17 protein-coding genes and 2 pseudogenes are annotated in these 19179 nt (G+C 71.3%); 9 read left to right on the forward strand and 10 right to left on the reverse strand.

The genetic code is table 11. The annotated features are described in order from the left end of the window. The first annotated feature begins 23 nt into the window (after window positions 1-23). Window positions 24-1517 (forward strand): hypothetical protein, encoded by a 1494-nt coding sequence (locus ADK57_RS13950; protein ID WP_053749742.1) that lies wholly within the window; start codon window positions 24-26, stop codon window positions 1515-1517. Between the two features lie 62 nt (window positions 1518-1579). Here the strand turns inward: ADK57_RS13950 and ADK57_RS13955 are convergent, their stop codons facing one another. Continuing rightward, a complete protein-coding gene (locus ADK57_RS13955) occupies window positions 1580-3010 on the reverse strand; it encodes a PP2C family protein-serine/threonine phosphatase (RefSeq protein WP_053749743.1) in 1431 nt (476 codons plus the stop codon). A 415-nt stretch (window positions 3011-3425) separates the two neighbouring features. Here ADK57_RS13955 and ADK57_RS13960 point away from each other — a divergent pair, with 415 nt between their 5' ends. Continuing rightward, window positions 3426-3839: an SsgA family sporulation/cell division regulator gene (locus tag ADK57_RS13960; protein WP_053749744.1), complete on the forward strand. Its 414-nt coding sequence runs from the start codon at window positions 3426-3428 to the stop codon at window positions 3837-3839. 16 nt (window positions 3840-3855) lie between these two features. Here the strand turns inward: ADK57_RS13960 and ADK57_RS13965 are convergent, their stop codons facing one another. Further along, the gene (locus ADK57_RS13965) at window positions 3856-4953 is read right to left on the reverse strand and encodes a hypothetical protein (RefSeq protein WP_053749745.1); all 1098 of its coding nucleotides are present in this window, start codon (window positions 4951-4953) and stop codon (window positions 3856-3858) included. Between the two features lie 96 nt (window positions 4954-5049). Here ADK57_RS13965 and ADK57_RS51120 point away from each other — a divergent pair. Continuing rightward, a pseudogene (locus ADK57_RS51120) lies at window positions 5050-5413 on the forward strand (hypothetical protein); the annotation flags it as partial. A 57-nt stretch (window positions 5414-5470) separates the two neighbouring features. Continuing rightward, a pseudogene (locus ADK57_RS47310) lies at window positions 5471-5761 on the forward strand (arginine deiminase family protein); the annotation flags it as partial. Window positions 5762-5780: 19 nt separating this feature from the next. On the opposite strand, the gene ADK57_RS13975 reads toward ADK57_RS47310, so the two are convergent. Then, window positions 5781-7379 (reverse strand): alpha/beta hydrolase, encoded by a 1599-nt coding sequence (locus ADK57_RS13975; RefSeq protein ID WP_053749747.1) that lies wholly within the window; start codon window positions 7377-7379, stop codon window positions 5781-5783. Window positions 7380-7685: 306 nt separating this feature from the next. On the opposite strand from ADK57_RS13975, the gene ADK57_RS52225 reads away from it, so the two are divergent. Continuing rightward, window positions 7686-8360: a chaplin family protein gene (locus tag ADK57_RS52225; RefSeq protein WP_324612190.1), complete on the forward strand. Its 675-nt coding sequence runs from the start codon at window positions 7686-7688 to the stop codon at window positions 8358-8360. Window positions 8361-8461: 101 nt separating this feature from the next. On the opposite strand, the gene ADK57_RS13985 is transcribed toward ADK57_RS52225, so the two are convergent. From ADK57_RS13985 to ADK57_RS14000, 4 genes are all read right to left on the reverse strand, one after another. Next, a complete protein-coding gene (locus tag ADK57_RS13985; RefSeq protein ID WP_053749749.1) occupies window positions 8462-9238 on the reverse strand; it encodes a methyltransferase in 777 nt (258 codons plus the stop codon). 13 nt (window positions 9239-9251) lie between these two features. Next, window positions 9252-12416, reverse strand: a complete 3165-nt coding sequence (locus ADK57_RS13990; protein WP_078973113.1) for an aminotransferase class I/II-fold pyridoxal phosphate-dependent enzyme — start codon at window positions 12414-12416, stop codon at window positions 9252-9254. Window positions 12417-12608: 192 nt separating this feature from the next. Beyond that, complete coding sequence (locus tag ADK57_RS13995; RefSeq protein WP_053749751.1) at window positions 12609-13094, reverse strand: nucleoside deaminase; 486 nt, start codon at window positions 13092-13094, stop codon at window positions 12609-12611. Between the two features lie 41 nt (window positions 13095-13135). Continuing rightward, entirely contained in the window at window positions 13136-13327 is a 192-nt protein-coding gene (locus tag ADK57_RS14000; RefSeq protein WP_234390170.1) for a hypothetical protein, read from the reverse strand. Window positions 13328-13388: 61 nt separating this feature from the next. Between ADK57_RS14000 and ADK57_RS14005 the strand changes: the two genes are divergently transcribed. Together ADK57_RS14005 and ADK57_RS14010 are read left to right on the forward strand one after the other, a co-directional pair. Continuing rightward, window positions 13389-13766, forward strand: a complete 378-nt coding sequence (locus ADK57_RS14005) for a MerR family transcriptional regulator (protein WP_053749753.1) — start codon at window positions 13389-13391, stop codon at window positions 13764-13766. A 40-nt stretch (window positions 13767-13806) separates the two neighbouring features. Next, window positions 13807-14583, forward strand: a complete 777-nt coding sequence (locus ADK57_RS14010) for a GNAT family N-acetyltransferase (RefSeq protein ID WP_053749754.1) — start codon at window positions 13807-13809, stop codon at window positions 14581-14583. Window positions 14584-14632: 49 nt separating this feature from the next. Here the strand turns inward: ADK57_RS14010 and ADK57_RS14015 are convergent, their stop codons facing one another. Beyond that, window positions 14633-15340 (reverse strand): TetR/AcrR family transcriptional regulator, encoded by a 708-nt coding sequence (locus ADK57_RS14015; RefSeq protein ID WP_053749755.1) that lies wholly within the window; start codon window positions 15338-15340, stop codon window positions 14633-14635. 135 nt (window positions 15341-15475) lie between these two features. Here ADK57_RS14015 and ADK57_RS14020 point away from each other — a divergent pair, with 135 nt between their 5' ends. Both ADK57_RS14020 and ADK57_RS14025 read left to right on the forward strand, forming a co-directional pair. Continuing rightward, window positions 15476-16435 (forward strand): NAD-dependent epimerase/dehydratase family protein, encoded by a 960-nt coding sequence (locus tag ADK57_RS14020; RefSeq protein ID WP_053749756.1) that lies wholly within the window; start codon window positions 15476-15478, stop codon window positions 16433-16435. Window positions 16436-16488: 53 nt separating this feature from the next. Further along, window positions 16489-17427 carry an NAD-dependent epimerase/dehydratase family protein gene (locus ADK57_RS14025; protein ID WP_053749757.1) on the forward strand — a complete coding sequence of 313 codons (939 nt, stop codon included), beginning with the start codon at window positions 16489-16491 and terminating at the stop codon, window positions 17425-17427. Here ADK57_RS14025 and ADK57_RS14030 read toward each other — a convergent pair. Continuing rightward, window positions 17421-18314 (reverse strand): GNAT family N-acetyltransferase, encoded by an 894-nt coding sequence (locus tag ADK57_RS14030; RefSeq protein ID WP_053749758.1) that lies wholly within the window; start codon window positions 18312-18314, stop codon window positions 17421-17423. The genes ADK57_RS14025 and ADK57_RS14030 overlap by 7 nt on opposite strands. Before the next feature lie 355 nt (window positions 18315-18669). After that, complete coding sequence (locus ADK57_RS14035; RefSeq protein WP_053749759.1) at window positions 18670-18933, reverse strand: GlsB/YeaQ/YmgE family stress response membrane protein; 264 nt, start codon at window positions 18931-18933, stop codon at window positions 18670-18672. Window positions 18934-19179 lie beyond the last annotated feature (246 nt).

The following is a 19179-nucleotide window of genomic DNA, read 5'->3' on the forward strand; positions in this document are numbered from 1 at the left end:
AGCCGAGAACCTGGGGGCTTGACGTGAGCGGACAACCCAACTCCCGCCTATCGGACCTGTTCGGCCTGGCCGGCTGGTCCAAGGGTGAACTCGCGAGGCTGGTCAACCGGCAGGCGGCGGCCATGGGCCACCCCCAGCTTTCGACCGACACCTCCCGGGTGCGGCGTTGGATCGACATGGGAGAGATCCCGCGCGATCCGGTACCGCGGGTGTTGGCGGCGCTGTTCACCGAGCGTCTCGGCCGTGTCGTGACCATCGAGGACCTCGGTCTGGTCCGGCACGGGCGTGCGGGGAAACGGCAGGGCGACGGGAATGCGGAAAATCCCGACGGAGTGCCGTGGGCGCCCGAGCGGACTGCTGCGGTCCTCACCGAATTCACGGGAATGGACCTCATGCTCAACCGACGCGGCTTGGTGGGTGCGGGCGTCGCGCTCACCGCGGGATCCGCACTCAGCAGCGCCATGTACGACTGGCTGCACACCGATCCGGCCCTGACCGCCGAAGCTCCCCAGTTCGACGACCCCCTGCACGCCGACCCCGCTGGGTTCGACCGCTACGAGGCCGCCCCCATCGGGTCGCAGGAGATCGAGGAACTGGAGCGCTCCGTCGAGGTGTTCCGGGCCTGGGACGCGGCCCGCGGCGGCGGACTGCAACGCAAGGCAGTCGTGGGCCAGCTCAACGAAGTGGGCGGCATGCTCGCCTACCGACACCCCGAACATCTCCAGCGACGCCTGTGGGGCGTCGCCGCCAACCTCGCCGTCCTCGCGGGCTGGATGTCGCACGACGTCGGCCTGGAGCCCACGGCTCAGAAGTACTTCGTCATCGCCGCCCATGCCGCCAGAGAGGGGGGTGACCGGCCCCGTGCCGGCGAGGCGCTCTCCCGAGCTGCTCGCCAGATGGTGCACCTGGGCCGGCCCGACGACGCACTCGACCTGATGAAGCTCGCCCAGTCCGGCTCCGGCGACCAGGTGCTGCCCCGCACCAAGGCGATGCTCTACACCATCGAGGCCTGGGCACAGGCCTCGATGGGCAAGGGCCAGGCCATGCGCCGCACCCTCGGACAGGCGGAGGACCTCTTCGTCTCCGACCGGGGGGACGTGCCGCCACCGAGCTGGATGCAGACCTTCAAGGAGGAGGACCTGTACGGCATGCAGGCCCTGGCCTACCGCACGCTGGCCGAGCACGAGCCGGGCGCGGCCGTGCACGCCCAGCACTACGCGGAGAAGGCCCTGGCCCTGCGCAACGACGGACGGGAGCGGTCGAAGATCTTCGACCACCTGTCCATGGCCTCCGCCTGCTTCATCGCGGACGACCCCGAACAGGCGGACCGGTACGCACGGTTGGCCCTGATGGCGATGGGGTCGAACTCCTCGCGCCGCACCTGGGACCGGCTGGGCCAGATGTACCGGCTCACCGCCGAGTACTCCAACTACCCGAAGATCAATGAGCTGCGCGAGGAGATCAGGCTGGCGCTGCCGAAGACGAAGGGGAAGGGCGGCAGCAGCGCCAGGGCATAGGGAATGACTGGGGTGCTGTGCCCCCGACCTTCCGGTGTTGTTGTGCGGTCACCCTGGCGTTGTCATGCGGTCACCCTGGCGAGGAGCACACAGGCGTCGGTCTCGCGCTCGGCCTCGCCGAACTCCTCCACGACCATCCGCACGCAGTCCTGTGCGGTGCCCGCCTCACCGAACCGTGGGGCCAGGTCGAGGAGACGGTTCACGGCCGCCGCGCCGCTGTGCGTCGGCACCAGCCCGTCGGTGTGCAGCAGGAGCAGGTCGCCCGGCCGGAGCGTTTCCTCGGTCTGCTCGTACACGGCTCCCGAGGTGGCGCCGAGCAGGACGCCGGCCGGTGCGTGCAGCCTGCGCCCCGTCCCGTCGCGGAACAGCAACGGGGCGGGGTGCCCGGCCTGCGCCCACACCATGGTGCGGGTCTCGGGCCGGTAGCGGCAGCAGACCGCGCTGCCGAGGGCCGGCTGCACGGTCGCGTCGAGCAACTGGTTGAGCCAGGCCATCAGCTGACCCGGCTGGGTGCCGGCCATCGCCATGCCGCGTACGGCGCCCAGCAGAGTCGCCATGCCCGAGGTCACGGCGACTCCGTGTCCGGTGAGGTCGCCGACGCTGAGCAGTGTCTCGCCGTCGGCGAGTTCCAGGACGTCGTACCAGTCGCCGCCGATCAGTGCGCTCGCCGACGACGGCAGATAGTGGGCCGCCAGGTCGAGCGTCTCGGGGCCCTGGTGCGGGAGCCGCAGGGAGCCGCGCCACGGCGGCAGCACAGCTTCCTGCAGCTCGACCGCGAGCCGGTGCTCGGCCTGCGCGCGGTGCCGGTGACGCTGTAACGAGTCACGGGTCTCGCTCACCGTCCGTTGGCTGCGGCGCAGTTCACTGACGTCCCGCAGTACCGCCCACATGGACGCGGTGCTGCCGTCGGTGTCGAGCACGGGCTCGCCCATCATGTGCACGGTCCGTACGTCGCCGTCCGGGCGTACCACCCGGAACTCGCCGTCGATGGGCTTGGCGTCGACGAGGCAGTCGGTGACCATCGCCGTCAGCCTCGGGCGATCCTCGTCGAACACCACGGACGGCAGCTCGTCGAGAGTCAGCGGGGGAGCGGCGGGGTCACGGCCCAGGATCTGGTAGAGCTCACCGGACCAACCGGCCTCGTCCGTCAGCAGGTTCCACTCCGCGCTGCCGACCCGGCTGAGGAGCGAGCCGCGCCGGGGAGCGGGCGGCACGGCACGGGCGGCGGGCGCCGCCTCCTGCGAGGCGGGTACGGGCGGCGGGCCGTCCCGCAGCTGGGCCAAGTGCTCGTCCAGGTCGTCGAGTTGGTGCAGCGCGAGGTCGTACAGCGCGCGCTGCCACCGGTCCTGCGGGTCGGAACCGTCACTCTGCGTGTCCCGGCGTACGGCGTCCATGTCGCCCTTGAGCCGACGCGTCTGCGAAATGAGCGCGTCGACCGAGCCGCGTCCTGGCGGCTGGGCGGCTGGGCGGTCCGCAGAGAGATGGGACGGCATGACGCACTCCGATGCGGGGACGGTACGACCAAGGCGGGCGGAAGGACCGTTACGACTGTTGCACAGCCCGCGACGCCCTGTAAGGGATTTGGCAACAACCGATACGGGGGTGCATCTGGCATATGCCACAGTCTTTACAGGGTGGGACCGGCGTACGTCCGGCGTATGTCGCCGGGTGGGTCAAGTCGTAGAAGAGGTACGTGACTTGACGGACCGTCGGGATGGTCGACGGAGTGTTCATTTGTGTGTTCGACGGCACTGTGTTCTAGGCAGTGTGGCATATGTGGATCGGGCCGTGCCAGGGGGGGAGGCGGGGTTCGGATCGACTGTGCGGGATCGGGTGGGCGTGACGCAGGTCACAAAATCCATACGTGGGTCGGCGTAATGCGAACGGCCCTTGCGAGCTCGTAATGGCATGGACATCACGCTTGCACAGCCCGCCCGCGCCCGACTGATCACCGCGGAGAACCAGGAACTGCCCGTTCCCGCCACGCTCCGCTATCTCTCCGTGGATCCGCTGGCGGTGCACGTCGACTTTCCGCCCGAGGTCGCCCTGGACGGTGAGGGGGCCACCTGGACCTTCGCCCGGGGTCTGCTGGAGGAGGGGCTGGCCGGCCCGGCCGGGAGTGGTGACGTACATCTGTGGCCGTGCGGCTCGGACCGTACGGTCGTGGAGCTCCACTCGCCGTACGGAATGGCCCTGCTCCAGTTCGACACGGCAGCCCTGCGCCGCTTCCTGCTGCGGACGTACGCGGTGGTGGGCGCCGGGTCGGAGGACGTCGGCGCCGCCGTCGAGCAGGGGCTGACCTCGCTGTTCGGCAGCGTCTGACGTGCCTCGGCGGGCCTCAGTACCGCAGTACTCCCGCGATCCCGTCCGCGTCGCCCAGCGTGCCGTCCGGGACGAAGCGCACCTCGGCGCCGGTCTCCAGGCACTGTTCGACGATCTCGTCCACGATGTCCTCGCGGGCGTCGAGGTCGCCGCCGGCCGCCGGGATCAGGTGGTTGCCGCCGTCGTCGCGGACCGTCACCCGGTAGTTCTCCTCGACGGCCAGCAGCCGTACGCGGCCCTGGCGGGCGTTCTGCCACAGCTCGTCGACCCCGGCGGCGAATGCCCGGTGGCCGCGGGCCGATTCGAGCTCCCGAGTCACGGAGTCGGTGCTCTTGCGCGCCTCGGCGGCGATCAGCGGCCGGACCGCCTGCCACACGGCGTCGGGGGTCCCGTGCGCAAGCCCGCCGTGCGGTACGTGGACGGCGTTCTTGGTGACGCTGCCGACCTCGTCCAGCAGGGACAGCGCGGCCGTCTCGCCGGTGACGTACAGCGGCCTCGCCTGTTCGCGCAGTACCGCGCCCATCGCGGTGTCCACCTCGCGCAGGAACTGGCGCGTTCCCTCGTCCCGGAAGGTGCTCGGTAGATCGCCGATCTGTTCCTGGCGTTCGGCGTCGAAGTTCTCGCGGCTCCGTGTCAGCGGGAAGTCGCCGGTGCGGTCCTCGGTGACACGGTCCGTACCGCCGCTCCACAGGGTGACCTGGTCAGCGGAGACCGAGAGCACCCAGAAGGGCTGCTCGGCGGCCTGTGCGGAGACCAGGTTGCGGGTGAGGAAGGTGTCCGACAGCACCACGCGTTCGGGCACAGGGCGGGCCAGCGACCACACCTGGTGCTCACCCGGAGCGGCGAAGATGACCAGGCCGTCCTCGGCGTGCGCCAGGTCGACCTCGGTGAGGGCCTGGTCGAGCTGCCGGGAGACGTCGAGGCGCCGATCCCGGGGGACCGCGGGATCGGCCTCCAGCTGCTTCTTGGCCTCGGCCACGACATTGCGCAGCCGGACCGGATCCTGGGCGTTCTCGGGCTCCCGGCGATGCGTCGGCGTCAGCACGGACACCGCCGGATAGGGGCGCGGGCGCCGCAGCTCGGTGAGGGTCGTTTGACTGAGTGCGTGCTCCATAAACAGCACGATAGGGCTGAATCGCCGATCGGGCATTAGGGGCAACCAAGTCGGGCAATCCCGGCAACTCGCTGCCGGCGTCGCTCGAGTCGCCGGATGACGTTCTCGGCATCACCGACGCACGACACCGATGCCCCACCGTCGCAGGACGCCCGTGCGCAGGCCGACACGCAGACCGAGGCACCTCCCACCGCGAAGCTGACGCTGTCGACGCTCACCACCATGGTCGTCGGCTCGATGGTCGGCGCGGGTGTCTTCTCCCTGCCGAGCAGGTTCGTGCAGGAGACGGGCGTGGCCGGTGCGCTGATCGCCTGGGCCGTCGCCGGTACCGGCACGCTGATGCCCGCCTTCGTCGTCCACGCGCCGCCGTCGAGGACGGACTCGACGCTCGCGGTGCGCCGGCCTGATCTCGACGCCGGGTGTACGCATACGCCAAGCCGGCTCCGGTCAATACCTCGGCGGCCGACGGCTCTTCTCGCCGCGCGAACTCGTCATCCTCGCCGTCTCGGTCGCCGGGGTGGTCGTCGGGATCGCGGCCCTGGCCCGGGGCTGGATCAGCCAGTACCTCGCGCCGGCCCGTGAGTCGACCGGGGGCGCGAGTACCTGGTGCCGCCGCTGCCCCGAACTCGACTGGCGGCAGGCGACGTTCGAGGGCGGCGACATCATGCCGGTCGGGGGCGGTGTCGTCTTGATGGGCATGAGTCAACGCATCTCACGCCAGGCCATCACCCAGGTCGCCAAGGCACGGTTCGACCAGGGTGCCGCCGAGCACGTGATCGTCGCCGGCATGCCCAGACTGTGCTCCGCAGGCCCCACCGGGAGGTGCCTCAGCGGCCGTCGTCCTCCGGCCCGCAGGAACTGCCGTCGGGCGGCAGGGAGCCGTACAGCAGGAATGCGTCGACCTTGCGGTGTACGCACTTGGAGGACGCGTAACCGGTGTGGCCCTCGCCCTTGTTGTCGAGCACCACGGCCGAGTCGCCCAGGCGCTCGGCCGTCTCCACGGTCCAGCGGTACGGGGTCGCCGGGTCGCCCCGGGTGCCGACGAGGAGCATCTTCGGGGTGCGGACGTCACGCACCTCGTCGCGGATGAAGTCGGTGCCCTTGGGACGGCCGTAGCACGTGAGCACCTCCGTGAGCCGGTAGCGGCCGAACACCGGTGACGCCTGCTCGTACTCGGCGCGCAGCCGGCCGAGGTCCTTGGCGATCCGGCGCGCACTGGGGCGGTCGGGATCGTCCGCGCAGTTGATCGCCATCAGTGCCGCCGGAAGATTGTCGAGCGGTACGTCCTCCTGATCGACCAGGCCGCCGCCCGTACCGTCGTCGGCGCGGAGAGCGACGGCTCCACCGGCACGGAAGCCCGATCCACCGCCGGAGAACCAGAGCAGCGGCCCCGTGTCGCCGTCCTCGACCAGTGCGGCGAGCGCCCGCTCCAAGGACGGCCACAGCTCCTTGCTGTAGAGGGCCTGGCTGATGGCGCCGACCAGGTCCTGCCCGGTGAAGTCCTCGCCGAAGTCGGTCGGCACCGGATCCTGGTCGAGCGAGTCGACGAGGCGTACGACCTCCTCCCGGGCCGTGCGCGCGTCCGTACCGAACGGACAGGCGATGTCCTTCACGCACCAGTCGACGAAGTCCTCGAGAGCCGTCTGCTGGCCCCTGGCGCCAGCCATGCCCTGCTCGGTCAGCGGCTCGGTGAGCGTGTCCACGCCGTCGAGAACCATCCGGCCGACCTTCTTGGGGAACTGGGCCGCGTACACCGCGCCGAGTCGGCTCCCGTAGGAGAAGCCCAGGTAGTTGAGCTTCTTGTCGCCGACGGCCTGGCGCATCACATCGAGGTCGCGCGAGGCGTTCACCGTGCCGATGTGCGGCAGGACGGGACCGGAATGCTTGGTGCATGCGTCGGCCGCCTTCCGCAACTGCTTGAGGACGGTCTGCGGATCGTCGTCGACGTCCGCCTCCGTCGCCGCCGCGGCCTCGTCGGAACCGTCGCCGCAGGTGACCGGTGAGGACCGGCCGACGCCGCGGGGATCGAAGGACACCACGTCGTAGCCGTTGGTCAGACTCATGAAGTCCTTGCCGCCGGCGGCGAGTTCACTGACGCCCGCGCCACCGGGGCCGCCGAAGTTCAGCAGCACCGAGCCGCGCGACTTCCCCGTCGCCCGGTAGCGGGCGAGAGCCAGATCGAGGGTGCCGGCCCGCGGCCTGGCGTAGTCGAGGGGGACGGTGACCTTCCCGCACTGGAGGTCCTTCGGCGTATCCACGCCGTCGCACTTCGACCACGTGACCTTCTGGCGGTAGAACCGCGACAGGTCGGCCTCGGAACCGTCCGGGCCCACCGCCCCCAGCCCCGCGCCGAGCAGGGCCAGGCCGACGCCTGCGGTGATCGAGCAGCGACGGAGCGTGGGCCGAGTCGACAGCTTGGCCGGCATGGATGCCTCCAGGGACGCCTGCCGCGGACCGGGACCGGCGCCCGGTCCGAGCGCCCTCGATCACGATAAGCGCAGCTCTCGGGGCCCGCCTCCGGACGAGCGGGGCCGCCGAGGGCGCCCTGCCCTGTGCCCATCGATGCGCATACGACGGTTTTGCCTACAGTTCGACAACTGTGACCCTCGATGGAGTGAAATGCCGAAAAGCCATAACTCGGACGGTTCGCCCGCGTTCTATCCGGTGCGGGCGAGTGCCCGTGACCATGTCTGGAAGGCAGGGAACCTATGAGACGGGTTACCCGAAACGGTGTGATCGCCGTCGCCGCCGCGTCCGGCGCGATGGCAGTGACGATCCCCGCGTACGCCGGCGTCGCGGACGTCGCCGCCGCAGGCTTGCCCGGAGTGATCTCCGGCAACACCGTCCAGCCCCCGGTACACGTCCCGGTGGACGTGTGCGGGAACACCGTGAATGTGGTGGGGCTGCTCAACCCGGCGGCGGGCATCAGCTGCGCCAACGAGGACGTCCGTGCGGACGTCCGTGCGGTCGGCGGCGCAGACGCGGCCGAGACGCCCGGCAGGGCGATCGCGAACGGCGCCGTAAAGGATTCACCGGGCGTGCTCTCCGGCAACGGTGCGCAGCTCCCGGTACACCTTCCGGTGAACGTCATCGGCAACAGTGTGAGCGTCGTGGGCGTGGACAACACGGCGGTCGGCAACGAGTCGAACACCCCCGGCGACCTCCCCGAGACTCCGGACCTCCCCGAGAGTCCGGTCCTCCCCGAGCAGCGGACGCCGAAGCTGCCCCCGCCACCCGAGGTGGACCCGGGGCTGGAGGCGGCTCCGTCCGTTCCGCAGCCGCACTTCACCGCCGAACTCGCCGACACGGGAACGGACCAGATCCTGCCCGCCCTCGGGGGGAGCGCTGCGCTGATCCTGGGCGGAGCGGTCGTGTACCGGCGCTGCCGCCCGCGCGTGATGCGCTGACCGCACCCGCGACGGAGGACGGAAGGCCCCACCGGTCATGCCCGGTGGGGCCTGAGGCGCTTGGCGGCCCGGCCGACCGGACTGCGTGCGCAGCACAGCGTTCACACCGCCGACACCGCCGACACTGCCGTGAGCAGCACCATCCCCGAGTCCCCGTAATCGGGCAGGGTCGGGTCGGCGTCGGTGCGCGTGACCGTCAGCTCTCGGGTCAGCGGCGCGAACACCTCCGTGACGATCTTCGGATTCACCGGGCAGCCCGGCCAGCGCGATGCGGGCCCGACGCGATAGGTCGGCATGTTCTCCATGAAGGCGGCCACCAAATGCCCGCCCGGCGCCACACAGCGCACGAAGGTTCGGCAGAAGTCGGCGAACTCCGCGCGGTCCTCGGTCGCCCCTTCCGCGACGAAGTGCATGGACGCGAGGTCGTACCCGCCCGGCGGGAGGTCCCGGACATCGCCGTGGACGACGTCGACGTGGGCCAGCGACCCGGCCAGCGTGGCGGGCAGGTCCGGATTCAGCTCCCGGCACAGCGCGTGGAAAGGCAGCCAGCTGGCCTCCGGCCCGCACATGATCTGCCGCTCCAGATAGGCGACGTTGCCGGCCCCTGCCTCGACGGCGTCGATACGGCGGCTCGCCGCGGCCGCGAGGATCAGCGGGTAGAGGTTCGGGCCGGCGCCGAACTCGACCGAGCGGCCGATCGCGCCCGGTGCGAGCCGCCGGTAGAACGCGGAATGGTGGCCGATGACGGCCGCGTCCGAGGGGTGGACCTCGCGGTAGTTCTCGGCGAGATAGTCCGCCACCGGCCAACTGTCCCAGTCCACTTCGTCGTTGTGGGTCGGGGTGGCCTTGTCGGCCTTCGGCGTGACTCTCTCCGTCATCGGCGTGGTCCTCTCAGTCCTTGGCATGACCCTTTCGCTCCTTCGACCGCAGCGGGAACCGTGCCGCCAGCGGGATCTCCACGATGGGCAGCCGGTACCTGCTGAGGGTGTACACGTCCAGGTCGTCGAGATGGTCCAGTACCCGGACCGTCTTGCGGTACAGGTCCGCGCGCAGCGCGTCGCCGCGGCGGTCGTTGACTTCCAGCCCCGCCAGTGCGGTGGCCAGGGACGCCGTGGGGGAGGGCCCCGAGTACAGGTAGGGCGCGGCGACCGTCTTGAGGCGGTTCTTCAGCTCGGTGGGCAGCGCGAGGAACGCGAGCAGCGACGAGTACGCCTTGGAGAAACCGCCGGCCAGCACGATCCCCTCGTATGACTCACCGGTGTGCCGCACCACGCCGTTGCCGCGCGAGCCGTACGGACAGGGCTGGTCCGGCCCGCGCTCCCCGATCACGCCGAAGCCGTGCGCGTCGTCGATGTACAGCGTGGCGCCCCGGTCACGGCACACCGCGGTCAGCGCGGGCAGGTCGGGGAGGTTCCCGCTCATGCTGTTGACGCCGTCCAGCTGCAGTGACCCCGGAGCCAGCCCCGGCGTCCGCAGCGCCTCGCCGACCTGGTCCACGAACCCGGCGTCGCGGAACTGACGGGCGGACACGTTCACGCTGACGTATGGCGGCCCGCCAGGCGCCGGCAGCCGTTGCAGCCCCGCGATGTCGTGGACCGCGTTCTCCAGGACCCACGACCCCAGTGGCCCGATGTGCCCGGTCTCCTCGGCCAGGGTGATGAACTCCTCCGGCGGCACCGGCGGGCGCGGGGCGCGAGGCCAGCGCACCAACGCCTCGAAGCCGGCCACCTCGCCCGCGGTGATGTCCATGACGGGCTGGTAGCGCAGGGAGAACTCCTGCCCGGCGACGGCCTGGGCGAGCCGGCTCTGCAGGTCGTGCCGCTCGACCATTCGCTCCCGCAGCATCGGTTGGAACCGCCGCCACTGCCGCTTGCCGGCCGTCTTCGCCGCGTACAGCGCCAGGTCGGCGTGGCCGAGCAGCTCCTCGGCGTCCGAGCTGTCGCGCACGGTGGCCACACCCACGCTCGCGGACACCGTCACCGACTCCCCGCTGAGGACGAACGGCCTGGTCAGCGTCTGGATCACCTGCGCCGCGAGCAGTTCCGCGTCGAGCGGCTCCCGGGCGTCCTCCATCAGGACGGCGAACTCGTCGCCGCCCAGCCGGGCCGCTGTGTCGGTGCGCCGCAGCGCCCCGGACAGGCGCCGCCCGACGGAAGCCAGTAGATGGTCGCCCGTCGAGTGCCCCAGCGTGTCGTTGACCAGCTTGAAGTCGTCCAGGTCGACGAAGAGCAGACAGGTCAGAGACGACTCGCGGCGGCCGCGCAGCAGGGCGCGCTCGATCCGCTCCAGCAGCAGCGTCCGGTTGGGCAGCCCGGTCAGTGAGTCGTGGAAGGCCCGCTCGGTCAGCTCGTGCTCCAGCCGGCGCTGCTCGGTGACGTCGCGCAACGTGACGACCAGCCCGGCCACGGTGCGATCGTCCCGGAAGTCGCTGCACCGCACCTCCACCTCGACCCGGCCGCCCCGGTGCCCCACCCACCAGTGGTCGAGGGTCGTGCGCGGCCTGTTGTCCCGTACGGAGGTCAGCTCGCGGCTCGCCCGCTGCCGGTCACGTGGTTCCAGCAGCTCCGGCAGCGAGGCGCCCGTCAGCTCTGCGGTGCCGAACACGGACGCCGCGGACGGGCTCGCGTACCGGATCGTGTCGTCGTCCTCCAGGATGAGGATGACGTCCGAGGCGTTGCGCACGAGAGTGCGGAAGTACGCCTCGCTCTCCCGGCGTACGACCTCCTGGCGCAGCACGACGCGTTCCATTGCCAGCCTCGCGTGCGAGGCGAGGATCTCCAGGGAGCCCCATGACTCGGTGAGGGGGCCGCGCGGACCGGCGACCAGCAGCACGCCCGGGACCTCGGCGGCCGGCGGACGGTCGGGCGGGGTCATCGGGCACACCAGGACGGCCGTCAGGCCGTCCAGCTCGGCGGCGAGGCCGGGGCCGAGGCCGTCGGCGGGGATGAACCGGGTGCGGCCCGGGGCCAGGTCCACCGTCCGTTCGGCGGGCAGCAGCAGGGTCCGGTGCCGGGCCGTGGACCCCAGGAGTCTGTCGACGGCCGTCTCGCACGACCGTGGCACGTCCTGTTGCCGGGTGACCGAAACCAGCGAGGCTGCCGGCGAGCGCAGTTCCTGCTCCCGCGCCACCACCTTGCGGTGCGCCACGACCATCCCCGCCAGGCGCAGGATGACCAGCAGGAACAGCACGCCCGAGAACACGGCGATCACGGCGGCGTCGTGCACCCCGCGCGTGAGGCCCTCGTGCAACAGGATCCCCGGCGCGATGAGCGTCGCCAGGGCGAGCAGCACCAGTCGGCGCGGCGGCGGCAGCAGCGGCTCCGGCTGCGGTGCGGCGGCCGTCAGCTCCACCATCGAGGGATGCAGTGCGGCCAGCCCCCAGGCCGTGTAGAAGACGATCCACCCGGCGTCCAGCAGCGTGCCCGTCTGCCATGCCGCGTTGAGCTGCAGGATGCCGTAGGCGATGTCGAAGCCGAGCAACGTCACCGTGCCCACGATCAGCAACTGCACGGACCGGTTGTGCCCGCGCAGGGGGCGCGGGGTCAGAAGCCGTGCCAGCAGGGCCAGGACAAGCACGTCACCGAGGGGGTAGGCGATGCTGATGGCCCGCTGCTGCCAGGTCAGCCCCTCGACCTCCGTGAGCGGCTGCACGAGGTGCACCCACACCGGCAGCGCGAGGCCCGCGGTGAAGATCAGCGCGTCGAGGAGGCTGGGCAGGTCGTAGCCCGTCCGGCGGTGGCGGATGAGTCCGTACAGCCCGGCGGCGAACAGCGGATAGGTGGCGAGGTAGCACGCGTCCGCGGGGGAGGGGAACGGATTGGAGGCGTTGAAGTACTCCTCCATCACGTTGTAGTACGTGTCTCCCGCGATGAAGGTGAGCAGTCCGGCTGCGAGGAGCCACCAGGGCCGGCGGTGCGCGGGGCGGTGCAGGTGGGTGCCGGTCAGTACGGCGGCGACACCGGTGAGGCCGATGACGGCCCACAGGGAGGTGCGGGCCGCGGGAACCGTCATGTACACGGTGGTGGCCGTCGTGATCAGCGCGAGATGAGCGGCCATCAGCCGATGTGCCGGCAGCACGGCAAGCGCCTCCCCCCGGCCGGAGGAGACCGGGCGGTCCACCTGGCCTGGGTCTTGCTCGATGGTAGGCGCCGCAGGGTGGCGCCTGCATCTCGGGCGGACCGGGGCCGGGTCGTGCCGGTGACGGACGGTGCCGCGGTCGGTGATCTGCGCTGACGGAGCGGGTCGCGGTCAGTGCTCGCCGCGATGGAAACGGTGGTGCAACGCGCGTACGTCCTCGGCCAGTTCGGGCACCGGACCGTCCACCGGCACGCCGGGCGCCACCTCGTTGACCGGCAGGGTCCGCACCGGCGGGGCGGGTACCCCCAACTCGGTGAGCCAGGAAGCCAGTTGCTCCGACGAGGCGACGTACACGATCCGTCCGAGGCCCACCCAGGCGTGCGCGGCCGCGCACATCGGGCAGTGCTCGCCGGAGGTGTACACGGTCGCGGCCGCCCGCTCCTCGGGCGTCAGCCGGTCCGCCGACCAGCGCGCCAGTTCGAACTCGGGGTGGCGGGTGCGGTCGCCGGAGGCCACCCGGTTGTGGTCCTCGGCGAGCACCGTGCCGTCCGCGCCGACCAGCACCGAACCGAACGGCTCGTCCCCGGCCTCCAACGCCTGGGCCGCCAGCTCCACACAGCGGCGCAGGTACGGCAGCTCCGCGTCCTTCACGACCATGGCGCAGTGCCCTCCTCGTGATGCGATCTCCGTTCCGCAGCCTACGGTCGCCGGCGCACGACCGGAATGGCGTGCCGGCGACCGAGCGTCACGGTCGCCAGAGCGAGGGCGACGGGCGGGAGCGCGGTCCAGGGGAGCGCCCCGGCGCCCAGGTTCTCCAGGACGACACCGCCGGTCAGCGAACCCGCCGCGATGCCCGCGTTGTACACGGTGGTCTGCAAGGAGGTGGCCACGTCGCCGTGGGCGGGCCCCGAGGCGTCGACCAGCGCGGTGCCGACTTCCCGGAGGAAGCCAATGAGGATCGGAGAACTGTCCCGTCGTACCGGCGTCCCCACCCGACTGCTGCGCTACTACGAGGAACAGGACCTGCTCCACCCCGGCCGGGCGGTCAACGGCTACCGCGACTACGGGGAGACGGACGTCCGGGACGTCCGGCAGATCCGCGGACTGCTCGACTCCGGGCTGACCACGGAGATGATCCGGGCGATCCTGCCCTATCTGTCCGGCCCCGACGAGATCCACCTGCCGCCGCAGTGCCTGACCCCGCAGACAGCCGCGCTGCTGCGCGGCGAGATCGCCCGCATTCAGGCGCGCATCGACTGTCTGGCCCGCAACCGCGACCGGCTGAGCGCGTATCTCACGGCGGTGCAGCCGAATGAGGTGGACTCGTAAAGCTGTTGCCCTGGCCGGGTCCGGGTGCTGGAGTGAACGCATGGATCATGCCGCGGTACTCGCCCTTTACGACCGGGACATGCGCGAGGGCGCTCAGCCGGACGGTCCCGGTGCACGGATCGAGCGGGCGGGGCGGGTGGTCCGTCAGGTATCCGACGCGCACGGCTGGAACGGCGTCGTCTGGTCGGACCTGGACGAGGCGAGCGCCGACGCGGCGATCGCCGAGCAGGTCGCCCACTACTCCGGCCTCGGTCTCGACTTCGAGTGGAAGCTCTACGGGCACGACCTGCCCATGGACCTCGGACCGCGGCTCGCGGCCGCCGGGTTCACGCCCGAGCCCGAGGAGACGCTGATGATCGCCGAGGTCGCCGATCTGACCCTGGACGCCGAGCCGCCCGAAGGCATCCGCTTCCTTCCGGCCACCGACCGGGCGGGCGTCGACCTCGTGGCGGAGGTCCACGAGAAGGCCTTCGGCACCGACGGTTCCCGACTGCGCCACCAACTGCTCGCCCGGCTGACGGACGATCCTGACACCGTCGTGGCCGTCGTGGCGCTCGCCGGTGACACACCGGTCAGTGCCGCCCGTATGGAACTGGTGCCCGGCACCCGCTTCGCCGGTCTCTGGGGCGGCGGCACCGTCGAGGACTGGCGTGGCCGCGGAATCTACCGCGCCCTGGTCGCCCAGCGGGCCCGCGCCGCCGTCGACCGCGGCTACCGCTACCTCCAGGTCGACGCCACCAGCCAGAGCAGGCCCATCCTGGAACGCCTCGGCTTCCATTCGCTGAGCACGACGACGCCGTACGTGTACGTGCCGTAGGCCCCGCTCTTCCCGTCTTCCCGAACGTCCCTCGCGCCGCCGGCGCGGCTCAGTCGAGGCCGAACGCGTCCGCCAGCGCGTCGATCTGGGCCGTGAGCAGCGTGCCCCCGTCATGGCCCATGCCCTCGAACTGGCCGGACACCTCCAGGCTGACGGCCCCGTGCATGTGCGCCCAGGCGAGCACCGCTCCGGCCAGCGCGGGGCCCTCGGCCCCGGCCGCCACATGCCCGTGCGCCCAGGCCGCCACCGCCGGATCGTCGTCCGCCCAGGCCTTCATCTGCGCCACGACCGGCGCCACCGCCGCCGACGGCTCGGCCCCCTCGAATGCCGGCAGGAAGGGCGAGAGCACCGCCCGCGCGCTGTCCAGTGTGTCCGGGGGCGCCGTGTAACCCGGTACGGGCGTGCCCTGGATCAGCAGATAGCGGTGCGGCTGAGCTGCCGCCCATCCCCGGCAGGCCGCCGCCAGCGTCCGCAGCCGGGCGCGCGGCGCGGTGTCCGGCGGCAGCCCCGTGCCGACCCCCGCAACGGTCGTCGCCAGGTCGGCGTACGCGTCGCGGATCAGGTCCGTGAGCAGTGCGTCCCGGCTGTCGAAGTAGCGGTACAGGGCCGGCCCCGACAGGCCGACCTCCTTGGCGATCCGGCTCAGGGCCACGGCCGCCGTGCCCCCCTCGGCCAGCTGTCGCAGCGCGATCTCCTTGATCTCCGTGCGCGTCTGTTCGCGGTAACGGGCCCTCGGACTCTGCACGCTCCCGGCCATGGGGGGCTCCTCTCTCGATCCTTGTGACACACCTTAACGTCAGTCCGAGTCAACCACCCTTGCTAGAGACAGTCGTAAGAGTTACAGTCTCTAACAGAAGTGATAAGAGCTCGCTCCTTTGGGGAAGGGATCACCATGACTGCCCACGCCAACGCCGCTCGTTCCCTGCACACCGTCCTCGGCTCGGGACCCGCCGGTACCGCGCTGGCCCGCGAACTCGTGCACCGGGGCCACTCCGTACGCCTGGTCGACCGGAAGGGCGAGGGGCCGGCGATCGAGGGCGTCGCGCGGCACGCCGCCGACGTCGGTACGGCCGAGGGGGCGCGAGAGGCCGTGGCCGGAGCCGCCGTCGTGTACCACTGCGTCAACGTCGCCTATCACCTCCAGGTGGAGGCGATGCCCCGCATCCAGGACGCCGTCCTCGGCGCCGTGGAGACGTCCGGAGCCCGCCTGATCGTGCTCGACACCCTCTACCCCTACGGCGAGACCGGGGGAGCGGTGATGACCGAGGACACCCCGTGGAAGGCGACGACCCGCAAGGGCCGGATGCGCGCCGAACTCGACGAGAGGTATCTCGCCGCGCACCGGGAGGGCAGGGTCAGGGTGTCCGTGGGCCGCTCCGCCGACTTCGTCGGGCCGGGCGTGCTCAACTCGACGCTCGGCGCGGCCGCGTTCCCCGGGGCGCTCACCGGCGGCACGGTCCTCGGGATCGGCGACATCGACCTGCCGCACAGCTACACGAACATCCAGGACGTGGCCGCCGGGCTCGCCACCCTGGGCGAGCACCCGGAGGGCGACGGCCGCGTCTGGCACCTGCCCACCGCGCCCGCCGTCAGCACCCGCGACATCCACGCCATGATCGAGAAGCGGGTCGGCCGGCCTCTCGACGTCGTGGTCGTGGCGGAACCCCGCCCCTTCGGGCCGTTCGACGAACAGTTCATGGCCGAGTACGCGGAGATGTTCTACCAGCACACCGAGCCCCAGATCGTGGACTCCTCCGCCTTCGAGCAGGCCTTCGGCGCCACGCCGACACCACTCACCGAGACGGTCGACGCCACCGTGGCCTGGTACGGCGAGTGGCTCGCGCAGCAGTGACGCGGGGGTCGATGCCGCCGGGATGTCACATCTCCGGCGGCCCGATCCGTCGCATGGATATGGCGACCAACGACACGAACCACCGGAACCAGAGCATCCTTTTCGCGGGCGCGACCGGCGTCCTCGGCCGGCACATCGCCCGCGCCCTCACCGAGGCCGGTCACAAGGTCACCGGGCTCGGCAGGGGACCGGCAGCCGGCATCCGCGCCGACCTCATGGACCGCGACGGGCTGCTGCGCGCCGTCGACGGACATCGCTTCGACACGGTGATCCACGCCGCGACCGCCCTGCGCAAGGCCCCCATGCGCCACCGCGACATGCATGCCACCAACGCCCTGCGCACCGAGGGCACCGCCCACCTCGTCGAGGCCGCACAGGCCGTCGGCGCCCGCCGCTTCGTGACCGAGTCGATGGTCTTCGGATACGGCTACGGCGACCACGGCGACCAGCCGGTCACCGAGGACGCCCCCTTCGGGCCGCACGGCACCTCCCCGGAATTGGAAGGTCACCTCGCGGGCATGCGCACCAAGGAACAACTCACCTTTGGAACCCCGGGGTTGGAAGGCATCGCGCTCCGCTTCGGCCTGTTCTACGGCCCCGGCGGCACCGATGCCCTGCTGCCCCTGCTCCGCAAGCGCCAGCTGCCCCTGCCCGACGACCACGGCCGGGTCCTGCCGTGGGTGGAACTCACCGACGCGGCGCGTGCGGTGGTGGCGGCCGTCGAACGCGGCCGGCCCGGCGAGGCGTACAACGTCGCGGACCGCACACCGCTCGGCTTCCGGGCCCATGTGCTGTGCGTGGCCGAACAGTTCGGAGTGCCGAAGCCGATGACCGTACCGCTGTGGCTGATGAAGCCGATGTCGTACGCGCACACGATGATGTCGGCGACACTGCGGGTCTCCACGGCGAAGGCGGAGCGGGAACTGGGGTGGACGCCGGTGTATCCGTCCACCCGGGACGGCCTTGCGGCGATGAGCGGCACGGCTCAGTGAGCGGTCCCCAGATCGAGTTGGTACTCGACCGCCCGATGCGTCGGTACGTAACCCAGCGCGTCGTTCACCGCGCGCATCGGCGCGTTGCCGTCCGCCGTGTCGGTGCACAGCCCGGCGAGTTCGGGGTGCCGCTCGCGGGCCCGGAGGATCGAGGTTGCCTTCATCCAGTGGGCGAGGCCGTGACCGCGGTGTTCGGGGAGGACCGCCGTGCCGTAGTGCCGGCCGTCGCCCCGGCCGTCCCCGGGGACGACGAGTTCGGAGAACCCGACCACCGAGCCGTCGGACACGTCCACGGCGGCCACGGTGTGCAGCAGTTCCCCGCGCTTCGCGACCGCCTCGGCCACCGCGACCACCCGCTCCACGTCCCAGACGACCGTGCCGTAGTCGGTGCCCTCCATCGGCATGTCGTCCATGGCCCGTCGCGAGTCGGCGTACGACCGAGCCGACTCGGTCGGCACGGTGCCGTCCCACTCCGTCAACCGGTAGCCCGGGCACGGGCGTCGTGCGAGCCGCTCGATCGCTGCGAGGTCGATGTCCGCCAGCGGCAGCCGGGCGTACGTCAGCCCCAGTACCCGGCGAAAGCCCCGCGCCGCCAGAAACAGATCGGCGGGGGAGTCCTGCTCGGCCTGCGCGAGAACCGACCGTCGCCCTTCGGCGCGCGCCGCCGCCACGGCGGCCTCCAGCAGCAGTGTGCCCACACCCCGCCGCCGCTCCGCACCGTGCACGGCGATGTCCAACTCGGCGAGGTGTTCCTGGCCCTCCTTCGTGAACAGCCGCAGGAACGCCGACCCGAGTGGAACCCCGTCGGCCCCGGAGGCCAGCCAGGCCAGGCGACGGCTGGAGGCGCCGGCCTCGGGATCGGCGAGCGGCGTGATGCGCAGGGTCAACGGAACTCCGTCACGGTCGATTCGGGCGCGAGCGGCCGAAGCTAGCCGTCGTGGGATGCCGTCCGCAACGGAATTCACGACCGTCGGCGGCCGGGCACGCGCCGAGCACCGTCCGGGCCCCCGCAACCCCGTCCGGCACACGCCGAGCACCGCTCGGCCCCGCCCCGCAACCCCGTCCCGCAGGTGAGGCGCGCCCCGTGCATGCAGGGCGCGCCTCACCTCACATGCGGCGGCCTGCCTCACGCGCGCCGCCTCGTCTCACCTGTGGCGCATCACCATGCGTGCTGCGCCTCGCTCCATGTCCGACGCCTCGTCCTAGGCGTATGTCACCTTCCGCACCCGCCGGTCGCACGCCTCAGCGGCGTGCCTTCGACCGGTCCAGCGCGGCCACGCCGAGCGCGGCGAGGCCGATCTGGATGAGCCACTCGACCCAGTCCACGCCCTTGGTGTCGGCCACGTCGAACGCGCCTGCGACCGCGGAACCGATCAGCGCGGCAACGATGCCGACAAGGATCGTCCACAGGATCCCGATGCGCTGGCGCCCCGGGATCACGAGCCGACCCAGGACACCGATGACGATGCCGATCACGATGGCACTGATGATGCCGTCGATCTCCATCTCCGCCCCTTTTCGTGAAGACCCCCGCACCACTGCGTGTGCCCCTTGTGACCGCGGACAGTCCGCTCCCTCTTCAACCAATGGCCAAAGCCGGGTCAACGTCTGGCCGGGTGGCCCGATGGCGCCTGTTCAGCCCCCCGGGTTGCCATGTACGGTTCAAGCCGTCGGTTGCGCGGAGTGCCGTGCAGTCGATGTTCTACGCGCGCAGACGTGCCCTGTATCTACGCGCGTAGGTCCGGCCCCGCA

It is taken from the genome of Streptomyces sp. MMG1533 (assembly GCF_001279775.1).
In the GTDB taxonomy this organism is placed as follows: Bacteria; Actinomycetota; Actinomycetes; order Streptomycetales; family Streptomycetaceae; genus Streptomyces.